Raw genomic sequence first — 15,798 nt, forward strand, 5'->3', positions numbered from 1 at the left:
CCAGTGCGGATCGGGAGGAATGCAGGAGGGATCGCATTGTCTATCGCCGCATTACGCGTTAACCCACGCCAGCGTAAACCCGTCCCAGCCCTTGATGCCGACGGTTTGTAGCGCGGTCGCCGTCAGGCGCGGATCGTTGTGCATCATGTCGATAAACCGCCGTACGCCCTGTACGCGCTCATCGGTGCTGTGGGGATTGGCCACTTCACCATCGCGCACCACGTTATCGCCGATAATCAGCGTGCCGGGCCGCGAAAATTTCAGCGCCCATTGCAGGTAGTAGGGATTATTGGGTTTATCGGCATCGATAAAAATGAGATCGAACGGGGCGGCATCCTCAAGCGTTGCCAGCGAATCCAGCGCCGGGCCTTCGCGTAGCGAGATGCGATCGTCGAGGCCCGCCAGCGCAATATTCTGCCGCGCCACCCGCGCGTGCAGCGGATCGGCTTCCAGCGTGATTAAGCGCCCGCCGGGCGGCAGTTCGCGCGCCATCCAGATAGCGCTGTAGGCCCCGAGGGTGCCGATTTCAAGAATCGACTTCGCCCCCACCATGCGAACAAACAGCGCCAGTAGCTGCCCCTGATTGGCGGCGACGTCATGCGCGGGGAGCCCCGCGCGATGGTTGTTTTCCAGTACCTGCGTGAATACGCTATCGGTGGGTACCAGGTTTTGTATCAGATAATTATCAACCTCAGACCACTGTTTTTGCATTGTGACACCCTGATGGTTTTGTCAGCCTGACAGTGAAGACCAGCCGCCTCCGAGCGACCGGTAAAGATCGATTTGCGCCAGCAGCAGGTTGTTTTTTACCTGTACCTCGCTTAATTGCGTAGAGAACAGCGTGCGCTGGGCATCCAGCACATCAAGATACGACGAATAACCGTTGCGATAGCGGTTCTGCGCAATGCGCAGCGTTTCCTGCGCTACCTGCTCCTGTCCCTGTAATTCCACTAGCTGCTCACCGTAGCGGGTGATGGCATCCAGGCTATCATTCACCTCTTTAAAGGCATTACGCACCGTTTTCTCATATCCGTAAAGCGCCTGATTGCGCTGAGCCATCGATACGTCAACCTGCGCATTCAGCGCCTGACGGTTCAGCAACGGGGCCAGAATACTGCCGCCGAGGCTCCACAGACGCAGCGGGTTGTCGAGCAGATCGGGTAGGGTGCGATCCTGAAGGCTGCCGGTGGCGGTGAGGTTGATAGACGGAAGCAGCTGGGCTTTTGACGACGCCAGCGTGGCATCGGCGGCCAGCAGTTGACGCTGAGCCTGCACGATATCCGGGCGGCGATTCAGCAGCGTCGACGGGAGCTGAGAAGGCAAGGTCAGGGGCGTGAGCTGCGCAAACGCATGGCGAGCGACATCGCCGGGGTTGTTGCCGAGCAGCACGCTGAGCGCGTTCTCCTGCTGGGCGATCTGATGGCGCAATACCGGCACCTGTGCGCGCGTCGCACGTAGCTCGGAATCAGCCTGCATCAGCTCCAGCCGCGAGGTATAGCCGGTTTCAAACTGCCGTTTGGCCAGGTTCCAGGCATCTTCGCGCGATTTCAACGTCTGCTCGGTGACGCGCAGCTGCTCATCTAACGACAGCAGAGTGATATAGCCGGAAGAGACGGCGGTGGCCACCGTCAGGTCGGCGGCCGCGGCGGCGGCCTTTTGCGCCTCCAGAGTAGCCTGTGCGGCATCGGCGGCGCTGCGATTTGCGCCCCACAGATCGACATCGTAGCTTGCCGTCAGTCCGCCTTTATAAACGGTACTGTGAATCGGCAGGCCGGTGGCGGCCGACTGGGCGCGAGCGCGGGTTCCACTCAGGCTGGCATCGAGCGAAGGAAACAGGCTGCTGTCGGCGGCATAGGCGCGGGCCTGATATTCGTTGACCCGCTCGCGGGCGATCAGCACATCGCTGTTATGGCGCAGCGCCTGGTCGACGTACTGATTCAGCGCGCTGTCGTGAAAATTACGCCACCATACGCCCTCCACTGCGCTAGCGGGGCCAATATCGGCGCGCCAGGCGGCTGGAATGGCCAGCGTAGGCTGCGCTTGCTGGACGTCTGCCGACTGGCAGCCCACCAGAGCGAGTGCGAAAGCAAGGGCGACGGGACGGATCATTTTTCCGCCTCCGCGCGCGTATCAATCGTCACCTGAACCGACATCCCCGGACGCAGGCGCTCGAGGTTTTTCTGCCCGTCGTCAATGGCGATACGGACCGGAATACGTTGGGCGATTTTGACGAAGTTACCGGTGGCGTTGTCCGGTGAAATAGCGCTGAACTCCACGCCGGTGGCGGGAGAAATACTCTGCACGGTGCCGTGGAATTTCTCGCTGTTGAGCGCATCGACGCTAAAGGTGGCGCTCTGGCCAACGTGGACGTTGGCCAGCTGCGTCTCTTTCAGGTTAGCGATGACCCAGTGCTGCGGCGGCACCAGCGGCGTCAGATGGGTTCCGGCGGTCACGTAGGCCCCCAGCCGGACGGCGATCTGCCCAAGTTGGCCATCGGTGGGCGCGATGATACGCGTATTTTGCAGGTCAATTTCGGCAAGCTCCAGCGCCGCTTTCGCGTTGGCCACGTCCGCCTCCAGCGAATCGCGGTTCACGATAGTGGATTGCAGATCCTGGCGAGACATCTCCAGCGTCGCTTTGGCCTGCTCGATATCGGCGGCACCCTGCGCGGCGCTGGCGCGGGCGGAATCCCGTTCGCGCACCGACAGCGAACCATCGGCGGTGAGCTCCTGTACGCGTTTTAAATCCGCCTGTGATTTTAGATTCTGCGCGCGGGCGTTTTGCAGCGCAGCTTCATTACGGGCGATCGCTGACTCGGCGCTTTTCCGCTGCTGCAGGTTATTTTTCAGCGCCGCCTCTTTCATCGCCAGCTGCGCCTGCGCCTGATGGACGCGCTGCTTATAAATGCGATCGTCAATCTGAAACAGCACCTGGCCTTTCTTCACGCGGTTAAAGTCCTGCACGTTAACGCCGGTGACGTAGCCGCTAACCTGCGGGCTGATAAAGGTGGTCAGGCCGCGCACGTAGGCGTTATCGGTAAACTGACTGTGGCGGGTGAAGGGCGGTAGCTGCCAGGCGTACAGCACCACCAGTACGCCAACCAGGCCAATGGCGGCGGCGGTAAAAATAGACACCACGCGGATGTTGTTTCGGGTGTTGGCCTGTTGCTGGGCCGCATCCTGCTGACTCATGACGACTCCGGATCTCGCTTGTTGTTATTTGCTGCCCGTGGCGCGCTTAAGCGCAATATGAGCAGTGATTTTCAGTCTGAATAATCGCCAGAACACCCACAGCAGCGTCGCGGCAGAGATGGCGGCCGTCAGCATATAGGTGTCATTGTAGGCGAGGATATTGGCCTCCAGCGTCGAGAGGGTTTGCAGGACGCTGCTGGCCTGAACGTTAAGCAGCGCGCTGTCGCCAATCTGGCTTTGGTACTGCTGAGCATACTGCTGCAAACGTTCATTAATCAGTGGGTTAAGTGTGGTTATCTGGTCGGCGAGCTGGCTGGAGTGAAACTTTTCGCGCCAGGTCTGGAAGGTGCCGAGGATCGCGGAACCCAGCAGGCCGCCGACGTTCTGGCTCATGCCGAACAGCACCGAGAAGCTCACCAGATTGCGCTGGTCCGCCACCACGCCGCCAATCCCGGCCAGCATCGCGGGGGCGAGGAAAAAGGCGCTGCCGAAGCCAAGGAGAAACTGGCTGAGCATCAGCTGATCCGGACGGGTCAGGCTGTTGGACTGGCTGTCGAGCAGCGAGGCAATCATGATGAGCGTCAGCGCCGTGGCGGTTGGCCAGTACAGGCGACGCGGGTTAAGCGTCAGGCAGCTGGCGATTATCCCACAGACGATACCGGCGAAAATCGACCACGCGAGGGTGGTCATCTGCTCGTTTTGCAGCCCGACGTACTGAAGCCAGCCGATGACGCCGGTGTTCTGTTCCGCCAGCACGATACGGATCAGCACCATAATTAGTCCGAGGCGCAGAATACTGCCGCTGGAGAGCCAGCGGGTGTTCAGCAGCGGGTTGCTGCGGTTGTGCTCGAAGGTGATGGCGGTGACAATCAGCACGATAGCGGCGGCTAAAGACCAGCCGATCCACGGCGCTTCGAACCACCAGTCGAGGCGGCCCAGCGACAGTACCGCGCAGACCAGCGCCATGCCGGGGGCCAGTAGCATAAAGGTAATAAAGTCTTTTTTCTCAAATACTTTTTTACGATCGCTGGGCGGCAGCTTGAGCGCGATCACGCAGGCCAGCGATACCAGCGCCAGCCCAAGTTCGAAGAAATACAGTCCGCGCCATTCATCAATTTGCAACAGCTCGGTGGAAAACAGGCGCGCGAGTGGGATCGCCAGCGATGAACCGGTAATGCCGATGGTCAGCGCCTTCAGGCGATGCTTTGCGGGCCAGGCCTGGACCTGATAGTAAATGCCTAGCGAGCTGAGCGCCGCCGCCACCATGCCGTGGGCGGCGCGCACCATCAGCGCGGAGCTGAGATCGTTAACAAACAGGTGGAAGAAGGTCACCAGCACGTACAGCACCAGAAAACCTTCGGTAAACGCCCGCAGGCCGAACTGCTGGCGGAATTTCACCAGCAGCAGGTTAATCGAGACGTTGGTCATCACGTACACCGCCGGGAGCCAGGCGATCTCCGTTGACCAGGCGGCGAAGGAACCCTGTAAATTCTGCAAATTAGCGGTGACCACCGCGTTGCCCAGCGCGCCGGTCAGGCAGACCAGTAACCCAACGATACCGTAGGCGATACGTTTTGGCGTGCTGTGAATCGGCGTTGACGGCGAACCGAGTATGGCCGGCTTTTCGTGCGGCGCCCAGTCGTGCGGGGCGTAGGGGTCGCGGCGCGGCGGAGCCATTATTTTTTCTCCACTTCGCGCAGCAGTTTCATCAGCACCTCGCGCGTCTGTTCCTGCTCTTGCGGCGTGATGGCGGTCAGGATCTCTTCACGCAGTTCGTCCGCGACGGCCTTAACCTGATGAAAAAGCGCAATGCCTTTCTCCGTCGCCACCAGCAGGCGCTTGCGCTTATCACGCTCGGTGCGGACGCGTTCGACCAGACCGAGATCGACCAGCCGATTAATCAACGGCACCACGGTGGCGCTTTCTACACCAAGCTCCTGCGCCAGCTCGGTTTGTGACAGCGGCTGTTCATTGCGGGCGATGCTGGCGACGGCAACCCAGGTGGCCTGGCTCATGCCCAGCCCTTTCAGGCGACGGTCGACGGCAAGCCGCCAGTGATGGGCGGTGAGGTAGAGAAGGTGGGAGAAATTAAGCTGGCGGTTATCCATGGCGTTTTATTCATAATCATTAGAGCTCTAATGATTCTAAGTTCGCCGCAAACCATAATTCAAGAGAATGTGAAAAATAAATGTTATTAGGTCATGACTATTTATGGGTAGCCCGGCCAGGGCAAGAGTGCTGGCCGGGCGACAGATTTACACTTCGCTGGTCTGCGCGCTCACCGAGGAAACGTGGCGTTTGCTGCGGCTGGCGAAGAAAATGGCCGTCAGCGAGATAGCGACGGTCGCGGCAAGGTACCAGGCGACCGGAACCCAGTCACCGTTATATTTTGCCAGCAGGCCGGTGGCGATCAGCGGTGCGGTACCGCCAGCCAGCGCGGCGCCAATCTGGTAGCCCAGCGTAATGCCGGTGTAGCGGACGTTGGCGCTGAAAATTTCCGAGCACAGCGTACCCAGCACGGCGGTGATGGGCGACCACAGGATCCCAAAAGTGATCACCGTTGCCAGGATAATACCCCAGGTGGTGCCAGTGTTAAGTAGCATAAACCACGGCACGATAAACAGGCCCAGCAGCACGACGCTGATGGCGTACATCCGCTGACGGCCAATTTTATCGGACAGCAGTCCCATCAGCGGGATCATCACCGTGGAGACCAACGCCCCCAGGGTCACGGCTTCAAGTACCTGCGATTTCTGATAGGTCAGGGTGGTGGTGGCGTAGCTGACCACGAAAGTGGAGAAAATATAGAACGGCGCGGTTTCCACCACCTTCAGCCCGGCGGCGATAATCACTTCACGCCAGTGATGGGTCAGGGTATCGCGCAGCGGCGCTTTCGCCACTTTACCGGATGCTTTTACCTTCTTGAACTCCGGCGTTTCGTCGATATCTTTACGGATCCACAGGCCAATCAGCACCAGCACGGCGCTCATCAGGAACGGAATTCGCCAGCCCCAGGAGAGGAACTGTTCTTCGCTAAACATCGTCATCAGCGAGACGATGAAGGTCGCCATCAGCATGCCGATAGTTACACCGGCCTGCGGGATACTGCCGAAGAAACCTTTGCGCTTCTCCGGCGCGTATTCATAGGCCAGCAGCAGCGCGCCGCCCCATTCACCGCCGATGCCCATGCCCTGGATAATACGCATCAGAATCAACAGAATAGGTGCCCATATGCCGATCTGGTCATAGGTGGGCAGCAGGCCAATCATTACGGTTGCACTGCCCATCAGCGACAGGGTTAACACCAGCGTTTTTTTCCGTCCGATACGGTCGCCTATGTGGGCAAAAATCACGCCGCCGATCGGGCGGATAAAGAAAGTCAGCGAGAAGGAAAGATAGGAGAGAATCAGGCCGATGACCGGGTCAACCATCGGGAAAAAGATCTTGTTGAACACCAATGCGGCAGCGGTGCCGTAGAGAAAATAATCAAACCATTCAATGGAACTGCCCGTCAGGCTAGCAATCAAAACCCTTTTATTCTTTTTCAGGATTGTGGTGCTGCTTTCTTGTATTGTCATGAAGAATAACTCCCGCCACATTGGGTTAAAATCAGGTGCCACCTTTTTTCGTTAAGGGGTGCAACCTGGATTGTGAAAAAGGTTGTGTGTTTGTTAAGCAAATTAGATATGAGCGTTATCTTTGGCAAGCGCGGCGTTGAAATTTGTGAGTTAAAATGAGAGTCATTTTCATTGTTGATAACTTGATAATGGCAAATTTGTGGTTTTAAGTTCTGATAAATGTGAATTAAGTAGCGTATTATTCAGGTGCAACCGCATTGTTTTTAGACGTTTCTGGTTATTTCATCTTTGTTACAAATTGGGCAGATTGAGATGATTTTTGCCGCGTCATTTGCGTTAAGAAAAGGAGTTGAGTCCACGATGAGCCTGTTACATTTAGCGGAAAACACCCTGGCCGCGGCCAACGTTCTGGGTCGCTGGCTGGCGCAAAATGATTTCTCAACCTCGCCAGGGGCCGACCAGAGTCAGCTGGTGGTGCTGGCGGGCAACGCCGTGATGCCGACCATTGATGCCGCCTGCCGGCTGGTCAGTAAGCAGGGGGGGACGCTGTTGATTAGCGGCGGGATCGGTCACTCAACGACGTTTCTTTATGAGGCCATCGCTCGTCATCCGCGCTATGCCGGTATTGCAACCCAGGGTAAGGCCGAGGCGGTGCTGCTGGCGGAAATTGCCCACCGCTTCTGGCAGATCCCGCGTGAGCGGATAGTGGTGGAAGACCGCTCCACCAACTGCGGGGAGAACGCCTGGTTTACTCGGCGGATGATGGAAGAACAGGGCATCACCGCGCCTTGCGCGACGGTGATTCAGGACCCAACCATGCAGCGCCGCACCATGGCGACTTTTGCCCGCGTGTGGCAGGACGTTGACAGTGCGCCGCGCTGGCTGAGCTATCCGGGGTTCGTGCCGGAACTTGAAAATACGCCCCATGGGGTGGACTGGCGGCAGCAGGCGGTCGGGCTGTGGCCGGTAACGCGCTATCTGTCGCTGATCCTCGGGGAACTGCCGCGTCTGCGCGATGATGCGCAAGGCTACGGGCCGCAGGGCAAAGGCTTTATTGCCCATGTTGATGTTCCAGAGGCGGTCGACGAGGCCTGGCAACGGCTGTCCGCCGACCCGCAGCTACAGCAGGTGCTTGCCAGCCGTACGCTGAAGTGAATCACATCGCCCGGCGGCGCACGCCGGGTAAAGCAGAGGCGCTTAACGGAAACTCCACTGCATACTCACCACAAAGATCGACGGCAGAATAATCCCGCTCTCAATGCCAAAGTAGTCGGTAAAGTTGTATTGCAGCCCATGATAGAGATACGGTGAAAAGCCGACGCCGGTGATTTTCTTTGCCGTACGGTACGCGCCCTCGTCGCCGCAGTGGCGGAAGGCATCGAAAAAGAACTCACCGGTATAGGCGTAGATCCCTTTAAAGGTCCAGCCTTTGTTCTCGTTATTGCCTTGCAGCCAGTCACGACGCACGCCCATCGTCAGGCAGCGATCGGCAAAGCTGTTTTTCATCGTCCCAACCAGCAGGCTGTATTTTGAATCCGTGGAGAATTTACGCTCAACGGAGAAGAAATCGTTGTTGAATTTCTCATTATATTGGCCGTGATTGCCGGTCATATGATAGACGAATGAACCTGTATTCACGGAGTACAGGTTAATCTCACCGGCATAACTCGAGGCTGCTGGAATAGCTGCCGCCATAAATGCCAGCGCGCTGGGGATTCTACGCATGATAAAACTTCGGAACGCTTAAATAAGAAAATAATGTTCGCCATCATACGTTTTGCACGATAAACAAAGGTTCAACCGTCGCGGAACGCCGGTTTATTGTTGCCGTCACGATCCTCGCTTTCTTTACGAGTCACCTCACATAAACGCACTGAACCGGTTGGGGAAAGTTGCCAAAGTGTATATGTATTTAACAATAATTTTACTTATCAACCCCCTCACGCAGACAGGAGCAGGTCATGACGTCACCCGTGCAACATCCCATGTATATTGATGGTCAGTTCGTTAGCTGGCAGGGCGAAAGCTGGATTGATGTGATTAACCCCGCGACGGAAGAGTGCCTTTCCCGCATCCCGGACGGCGATGCCGAGCATGCTAAGCGGGCCATTGATGCCGCCGAACGCGCCCAGCCGGGCTGGGAAGCGCTGCCGGCTATTGAACGCGCCGGATGGTTGCGCAAAATTGCGGCGGGTATCCGCGCCCGTGCGCCAGAAATCAGCCAACTGATTGTGGCGGAAGGCGGGAAGATCCAGCAGCTGGCGGAGGTGGAGGTCAACTTCACCGCCGATTACATCGAGTACATGGCCGAATGGGCGCGTCGCTATGAAGGCGAAATTCTGCAAAGCGACCGTCCGGGTGAAAATATCTTTGTCTTTAAGCGCGCGCTGGGCGTCACCACCGGCATTCTGCCGTGGAACTTCCCGTTCTTCCTGATTGCCCGTAAGCTCGCACCAGCGCTGATTACCGGCAACACCATCGTGATTAAACCAAGCGAATTTACGCCGAATAACGCCATCGCCTTTGCGGAAATCGTTCATCAGATCGGGCTGCCGAAAGGGGTGTTTAACCTGGTGCTGGGACGCGGCGAGACCGTCGGCCAGGAGCTGGCGGGTAACCCGAAAGTGGCGATGGTCAGCATGACCGGGAGCGTGACGGCGGGTGAGAAAATTATGGCGGCCGCGGCGAAGAATATCACCAAAGTGTGCCTCGAACTGGGCGGCAAAGCGCCCGCTATCGTGCTGGATGATGCAGACATTGAGCTGGCGGTGAAAGCGATTGTCGACTCCCGGGTCATCAACACCGGGCAGGTATGTAACTGCGCCGAGCGCGTGTATGTGCAGAAAGGCATCTACGATCGCTTCGTTAATCAGCTGGGTGAAGCAATGAAAGCGGTGTCGTTCGGCGACCCGGCGCAGCGCAACGACATTGCCATGGGGCCGCTGATTAATGCCGCCGCGCTGGAGCGCGTCGAGCAGAAAGTGGCGAAAGCCGTTGAGCAGGGGGCCAGAGTGGCGCTGGGCGGTAAAGCGGTAGAAGGCAGCGGCTATTTCTACCCGCCGACCCTGCTGCTGGACGTGCGCCAGGAGATGAGCATCATGCACGAAGAAACCTTCGGCCCGGTGCTGCCGGTGGTGATGTTCGATACCCTCGATGAGGCGCTAAAGATGGCGAACGACAGCGACTACGGCCTGACCTCATCGATTTATACCCGTGACCTGAATCTGGCAATGAAGGCCGTTCGCGGGCTGAAGTTTGGCGAAACCTACATCAACCGCGAGAACTTTGAAGCAATGCAGGGCTTCCATGCGGGCTGGCGTAAGTCGGGCATCGGTGGCGCCGATGGCCGCCACGGGCTGAATGAATATCTGCAGACGCAGGTGGTCTACCTTCAGTCGCAGGGCTAAACTCACGCACGTTGAAAGTGTAACCCGAAGCCGGGTTACACTTTAGTCGCTATCCAGTTCATCATCAGCTGCGGCCATACCTCGACCGGTAAACCCAGCGTATCACGAATACCAAATCCGTGCAGCCCCTGCTCAAAAAGATGTATTTCAACCGGCACCCGATGGGCGCGTAGCGCATTAAACAGCGCCAGGCTGTTTTCCACCTTCACCGCCGGATCGTCCACCGCATGTAAGATAAAGGTCGGCGGGGTATCATCATCTACGCGTTTTTCCAGCGAATAATGGGCGCGCCGTTCAGCGTCTGGCGCGTCGCCGATGAGTTCGTGGCGGGAGCCGGGGTGGCCAAATTCGCTGTCCATGCTGATAACCGGGTATACCAGCGCCATAAAGTCAGGCCGAGCGGAGAGCTCATCCACCGCGTCCAGCGGTGAACTGGCCGGTTCCGCGAAACGGGTACCGAGGCTTGCCGCTACGTGCCCACCGGAGGAAAAACCCAGCACGCCCAGTTTATCGGGCTGTAGCCCCCACTGCGCCGCCTGACTGCGGATAGTCCGCATTGCGCGCTGCACGTCCGCTAGCGGCGCGTTAGCGCCCTCAACATGGCCATCGCCGGGCAGCCGGTAGGTCATCACAAACAGCGTGTAGCCGCGTGCGGTAAAATCCGGCGCCAGCGCGGTGCCTTCTTTATCCAGCACCACCCGTTTATAGGAGCCGCCGGGCGTGACCAGAATACCGACCCCGTTGGGCCGCTCAGGCTGATAGACGGTTACCTGCGGTGCGCGAATGCCGGTCACCGCGCGATCCCACGCGCTGTTGCCGGTATGGTCGCTCTCCAGCGTTAATGTCACGCGGCTGGGCTGCGCGCCCGGCGCATCTCCGTTAGGCCAGAGGAAAAAGGTGGTGGCGGTGCGCGCGGCTTTCTCCATCCGCGCCAGCAGTTCGTCCTTTTGCGTTGTGTACATTTCATCCTCGTTGAATGGCATTCTGTGCGACATCGTTGACGCACAGACGTTTTGCGGGGCCAGTGGGGGGGTAACAGTAGATCGTTTAGGGGGCAGTTGTATTGTGCAATCTGTAGCATTGCCGATCAAAATGCGCATAAATCCAATATGGACCACCGCTTGTGGCAAGACGGCGGGCGAAACCGCCCGCCGGAGAGCATTACATTCTGGCGAATTTTTCCAGCACGCGAATCAACTGGGTGACAAAGCCGTACTCGTTATCGTACCAGGAAACGGTCTTCACCAGCTGTAGACCACCGGCTTCGGTGACCTCCGTCTGGGTGGCGTCGAACACCGAACCGAAATGGGTACCGATAATATCGGACGAGACAATCTCTTCCTCGGTATAGCCAAAGGATTCGTTGTTTTCGGCGGCATTCTTCATGACCTGATTGACTTCCTCGGCGGTGACTTTCTTACCAAGGATGGAGACCAGTTCGGTCACCGAGCCGGTTTTAGTCGGCACGCGCTGGGCATGGCCTTTGAGCTTGCCGCTTAGCGCGGGGATGACCAGACCAATCGCTTTTGCCGCGCCGGTGGTATGCGGAATGATGTTTTCAGCCGCCGCGCGCGAGGCGCGCAGATCTTTCCCGCGTGGGCCATCAACCAGCGACTGGGTGCCGGTGTAGGCGTGGATGGTGGTCATGGTACCCACTTCAATGCCGAACGCGTCGTTGAGCGCTTTGGCCATCGGTGCCAGGCAGTTGGTGGTACAAGAGGCCACGGAGATAATCTTGTCGCTGGCATTCAGCGTATCGTCGTTGACGTTAAACACCAGCGTTTTCATCTCGCCGGCAGGCGCGGAGACCAGCACTTTTTTCGCCCCGGCATCCAGGTGGGCCTGCGATTTTTCCGTCGAGGTGTAGAAGCCGGTGCATTCCACAATCAGTTCAGCGCCCTGAGCGGTCCATGGGATGTTCTTCGCGTCTTTCTCGGCGTAAACGGTGATCGTTTTGCCATTAACAATCAGCGCGTTATCGGTGAAATCAACGCTCCACGGGAAGGGGCCGTAGTTAGAGTCATGCTTTAAAAGATAAGCCAACACTTTGGGCGAGGTCAGGTCGTTAATCGCGACAACTTCATGACTGCTGGATACTTCCAGTAACCGGCGCAAAACCAGTCGGCCGATACGCCCAAACCCGTTAATGCCAATTTTACTCATGGTGCTCTCCTGTCAGTGATGGGGGTTAGCCCAATACGCGTATTTAAACCTGCTAATAGATAAGTGTGGATTATAGGTTTCACCTGTCCAGGCTTAGTTCAGCCAACGGTGAAGGGCAATGTCATTTTGATAAAATAATTTGTATCGATATGAAAAAGTTAATGAATTTTTAATGAAAGGCGGCTATTTTGCTTTTTTATGTTATTTTTCAGAGTGCATACGGCGATGAACGACAAATATTCCCGCTTACAAATGACGATCCACTGGTTGGTTTTTTTGCTGGTGGTGGTGGCCTACGCGGCGATGGAACTGCGCGGATTCTTCCCGCGTAGCGACCGACCGCTGATTAATATGGTGCATGTTTCCTGCGGTATCAGCATTCTGGTGCTGATGGTGGCGCGCCTGCTGATTCGCCTGAAGCGCCCGGCACCGCCGATTGTGCCAAAGCCAAAGCCGATGATGACCGGGCTGGCGCACCTGGGGCACCTGGCCATTTACCTGCTGTTTATCGCCTTACCGCTGATAGGCCTGGTGATGATGTACAACCGCGGTAACCCGTGGCTGGCATTTGGTCTGGTGATGCCGCACGCCGCCGAGGCCAATTTCGACCTGGTGGATACGCTCAAGCAGTACCATGTCTTCCTCGCCAACCTGGGTTACTGGCTGATTGGCCTGCATGCCCTTGCCGCGCTGGCGCACCATTATATCTGGAAGGACAACACGCTGCTGCGGATGATGCCGCGTAAGCGTTAACAAGGCTTTTAACTCCCTGGGCTTCGCGTTACCATACGCCATCATTTTTGTTGCGTTGGTGTAGGAGAGAACAGGGTGTTCGCAGATTTTGGCGTGCTGAATTACTGGACGTATTTACTCGGGGCGATCTTTATTATTCTGGTGCCGGGGCCAAATACGTTTTTCGTGCTGAAAACCGGCGTTGCGCACGGTATCCGTAAAGGATATATGGCGGCGCTGGCGGTCTTTATCGGCGATGCCGTGCTGATGTTCCTCTCGTTTGCCGGCGTTGCCACGCTGATTAAAACCACGCCGGTGCTGTTTAACATCGTACGTTATCTCGGCGCGATATATCTGCTGTATCTCGGTGGTAAGATGCTCTACAGCACGCTCAAACGTAAAGCGGTAGGGCAGGAAGAAGAGGCCGAGCCGGGCCATGCCATTTTCAAACGTGCGCTGACCTTAAGCCTGACCAATCCGAAGGCGATTCTATTCTATGTTTCGTTTTTTGTGCAGTTTATTGACGTGCACGCCAAAACGCCGGGTCTGGCGTTCTTTATTCTCGCGCTGACGCTGGAACTGGTGAGCTTTACCTATCTGAGCTTCTTGATCGTTTCCGGTTCGCTGGTTACCCGCTATGTTAAAACCCGTAAGAAGCTGGCGAAGATTGGCAATAGCCTGATTGGCCTGGTGTTTGTCGGTTTTGCTGCCCGTCTGGCGACGTTGCAGTCCTGAGCTATCGATGCCGGACCAGGCGTAGTCGCCGTCCGGCAATCCCATCCCGCTCCCCGCAATAATTCAAAGCCGTTATAGATGTGCCTGATAGGGCACTCAAAGCTAATAGATAAAGTGATTCATAGAGTTAGCGGCAGGGTGTACTATCTTAGCGGGTGCTTGAGGCTATCTGTCTCAGGCATTAGCCAAACGGCAGATAGAGAAAAGCCCCGGAAACATTGAGCGTCTTGCAGGACGCTCAACATCAACCGAGGCCACATCTATGCGTTACAACATCAGAGTAGCCTCTTGCGGACCTTCGGGTCAAGGAGAAGCAGGCTATGAAGCAGCCAAAGGCGATGATTGTCGCCCTGATCGTCATCTGTATTACCGCCACTCTTGATGGTGTCTGTCATCCTCATCGCACCTAATTCGCTTCTCTACACGCTTCCCTGTAATTCTTTTGGCAGAAATTGCGCAATCATTTTACAATTTTATAAAATTACTGATAGTATACCCCCCTATATTACCGGAGGGCCTATGCCGCATTCACCTGAAGATAAAAAACGCGCATTAACCCGGGTTCGCCGCATTAAAGGGCAGGTTGAGGCGCTGGAGCGCGCGCTGGAGTCCGGCGACTCGTGCCTCACTATCCTGCAACAGATTGCCTCCATTCGCGGGGCCGCCAACGGCCTGATGGGCGAAATGGTCGAAATGCATCTCAAAGACGAACTGGTGAGCGGAGAGACCACGCCGGATCAGCGTGCGCTTCGCATGACGGAAGTCGGTCATCTGCTACGATCCTATTTAAAATAATCATCACAACGGAAGAGACAGCTATGAAATCACGTGCTGCAGTTGCGTTTGGCCCAGGTCAGCCGCTGAAAATTGTTGAAATTGACGTCGCGCCGCCGAAAAAAGGGGAAGTGCTGGTCAAAATCACCCACACCGGCGTCTGCCATACCGATGCGTTTACGCTGTCCGGTGATGACCCGGAAGGCGTTTTCCCGGCGGTGCTGGGCCATGAGGGCGGTGGCGTAGTGGTTGAAGTGGGTGAAGGTGTGACCAGCCTGAAGCCTGGCGACCACGTTATTCCGCTGTACACCGCCGAATGCGGCGAGTGTAAGTTCTGTAAATCCGGTAAAACCAACCTCTGTCAGGCCGTTCGCGCCACCCAGGGCAAAGGTCTGATGCCGGATGGCACGACGCGCTTCTCCTATAACGGCGAGCCGATTTACCACTATATGGGCACCAGCACCTTCAGCGAATACACCGTCGTCGCCGAAATTTCACTGGCGAAAGTGAACCCGCAGGCGCCGCTGGACAAAGTCTGTCTGTTGGGCTGCGGCGTGACCACCGGTATTGGCGCGGTGCACAACACGGCGAAGGTAAAAGAAGGCGATACCGTAGCGGTCTTTGGCCTTGGCGGTATTGGCCTGGCGGTGATCCAGGGGGCGGTACAGGCGAAGGCGGGGCGTATTCTGGCGGTGGATACTAACCCGGAAAAATTCACTCTGGCGGCAGAAATGGGTGCCACCGACTTTATCAACCCGAAGGACTACGATAAGCCGATTCAGGACGTGATCGTCGAACTGACCGACGGCGGCGTGGACTTCAGCTTCGAGTGTATCGGTAACGTTAACGTGATGCGTTCCGCGCTCGAATGCTGCCATAAAGGCTGGGGCGAAAGCATCATCATCGGCGTGGCCGGTGCGGGCCAGGAAATCAAAACCCGTCCGTTCCAGCTGGTGACCGGCCGCGTATGGCGCGGTTCTGCGTTCGGCGGCGTCAAGGGCCGTACTCAACTTCCGGGCATGGTAGAAGACGCAATGGCGGGCAAAATTCAGCTCGATCCGTTTATCACCCACCGCCTGCCGCTGGGTCAGATCAATGAAGCGTTCGATCTGATGCATGAAGGCAAATCTATCCGTACCGTGATTCATTTCGGCGATAAATAACGCCACCTACCAGCGGGAGCTTTCCCGCTGGTTTCATTAAGTGTGACCCGTCCTA

15 protein-coding genes are annotated in these 15,798 nt (G+C 57.0%); 6 read left to right on the forward strand and 9 right to left on the reverse strand.

Annotated features, from left to right (window positions below):
- Window positions 1-51: 51 nt before the first annotated feature.
- The 6 genes from ACK5JN_RS12375 to ACK5JN_RS12400 form a co-directional block, all read right to left on the reverse strand.
- On the reverse strand, window positions 52-711 hold the full coding sequence (locus tag ACK5JN_RS12375) for an O-methyltransferase (RefSeq protein WP_416870452.1): 660 nt from the start codon (window positions 709-711) through the stop codon (window positions 52-54).
- A gap of 21 nt (window positions 712-732) precedes the next feature.
- A complete protein-coding gene (locus ACK5JN_RS12380; protein ID WP_416870453.1) occupies window positions 733-2,109 on the reverse strand; it encodes an efflux transporter outer membrane subunit in 1,377 nt (458 codons plus the stop codon).
- Window positions 2,106-3,191, reverse strand: coding sequence for an HlyD family secretion protein (locus ACK5JN_RS12385; RefSeq protein ID WP_416870454.1), 1,086 nt, complete (start codon window positions 3,189-3,191; stop codon window positions 2,106-2,108). Before ACK5JN_RS12385 ends, ACK5JN_RS12380 begins: the two co-directional genes overlap by 4 nt.
- A 24-nt stretch (window positions 3,192-3,215) precedes the next feature.
- A complete protein-coding gene (locus ACK5JN_RS12390) occupies window positions 3,216-4,868 on the reverse strand; it encodes an MFS transporter (RefSeq protein WP_416870455.1) in 1,653 nt (550 codons plus the stop codon).
- A complete protein-coding gene (locus ACK5JN_RS12395; RefSeq protein ID WP_416870456.1) occupies window positions 4,868-5,299 on the reverse strand; it encodes a MarR family winged helix-turn-helix transcriptional regulator in 432 nt (143 codons plus the stop codon). The genes ACK5JN_RS12390 and ACK5JN_RS12395 overlap by 1 nt, the downstream gene beginning before the upstream one ends.
- 147 nt (window positions 5,300-5,446) lie before the next feature.
- Complete coding sequence (locus ACK5JN_RS12400; RefSeq protein WP_416870457.1) at window positions 5,447-6,769, reverse strand: MFS transporter; 1,323 nt, start codon at window positions 6,767-6,769, stop codon at window positions 5,447-5,449.
- Between the two features lie 360 nt (window positions 6,770-7,129).
- Between ACK5JN_RS12400 and ACK5JN_RS12405 the strand changes: the two genes are divergently transcribed.
- Entirely contained in the window at window positions 7,130-7,924 is a 795-nt protein-coding gene (locus ACK5JN_RS12405) for a YdcF family protein (RefSeq protein ID WP_416870458.1), read from the forward strand.
- Between the two features lie 42 nt (window positions 7,925-7,966).
- On the opposite strand, the gene ACK5JN_RS12410 is transcribed toward ACK5JN_RS12405, so the two are convergent.
- Entirely contained in the window at window positions 7,967-8,464 is a 498-nt protein-coding gene (locus tag ACK5JN_RS12410; RefSeq protein ID WP_416870512.1) for a hypothetical protein, read from the reverse strand.
- Between the two features lie 266 nt (window positions 8,465-8,730).
- Here ACK5JN_RS12410 and aldA point away from each other — a divergent pair, with 266 nt between their 5' ends.
- Window positions 8,731-10,176, forward strand: a complete 1,446-nt coding sequence (aldA, locus tag ACK5JN_RS12415; protein WP_416870459.1) for an aldehyde dehydrogenase — start codon at window positions 8,731-8,733, stop codon at window positions 10,174-10,176.
- A gap of 35 nt (window positions 10,177-10,211) precedes the next feature.
- On the opposite strand, the gene ACK5JN_RS12420 is transcribed toward aldA, so the two are convergent.
- Together ACK5JN_RS12420 and gap are read right to left on the reverse strand one after the other, a co-directional pair.
- Entirely contained in the window at window positions 10,212-11,138 is a 927-nt protein-coding gene (locus tag ACK5JN_RS12420) for an alpha/beta hydrolase (protein ID WP_416870460.1), read from the reverse strand.
- Between the two features lie 199 nt (window positions 11,139-11,337).
- A complete protein-coding gene (gap, locus tag ACK5JN_RS12425) occupies window positions 11,338-12,339 on the reverse strand; it encodes a type I glyceraldehyde-3-phosphate dehydrogenase (RefSeq protein WP_416870461.1) in 1,002 nt (333 codons plus the stop codon).
- A 225-nt stretch (window positions 12,340-12,564) separates the two neighbouring features.
- Here gap and cybB point away from each other — a divergent pair, with 225 nt between their 5' ends.
- The 4 genes from cybB to ACK5JN_RS12445 all read left to right on the forward strand — a co-directional run bounded on the left by cybB (window position 12,565) and on the right by ACK5JN_RS12445 (window position 15,743).
- A complete protein-coding gene (gene cybB, locus ACK5JN_RS12430) occupies window positions 12,565-13,092 on the forward strand; it encodes a cytochrome b561 (RefSeq protein WP_416870462.1) in 528 nt (175 codons plus the stop codon).
- 75 nt (window positions 13,093-13,167) lie between these two features.
- On the forward strand, window positions 13,168-13,806 hold the full coding sequence (leuE, locus tag ACK5JN_RS12435; RefSeq protein WP_416870463.1) for a leucine efflux protein LeuE: 639 nt from the start codon (window positions 13,168-13,170) through the stop codon (window positions 13,804-13,806).
- Between the two features lie 519 nt (window positions 13,807-14,325).
- Entirely contained in the window at window positions 14,326-14,601 is a 276-nt protein-coding gene (locus tag ACK5JN_RS12440; protein WP_416870464.1) for a metal/formaldehyde-sensitive transcriptional repressor, read from the forward strand.
- A gap of 23 nt (window positions 14,602-14,624) precedes the next feature.
- Complete coding sequence (locus ACK5JN_RS12445; protein ID WP_416870465.1) at window positions 14,625-15,743, forward strand: S-(hydroxymethyl)glutathione dehydrogenase/class III alcohol dehydrogenase; 1,119 nt, start codon at window positions 14,625-14,627, stop codon at window positions 15,741-15,743.
- The last annotated feature ends 55 nt before the right edge of the window (window positions 15,744-15,798 follow it).

The organism is Kluyvera sp. (genome assembly GCF_047971185.1).
Classification (GTDB): Bacteria; Pseudomonadota; Gammaproteobacteria; order Enterobacterales; family Enterobacteriaceae; genus Kluyvera.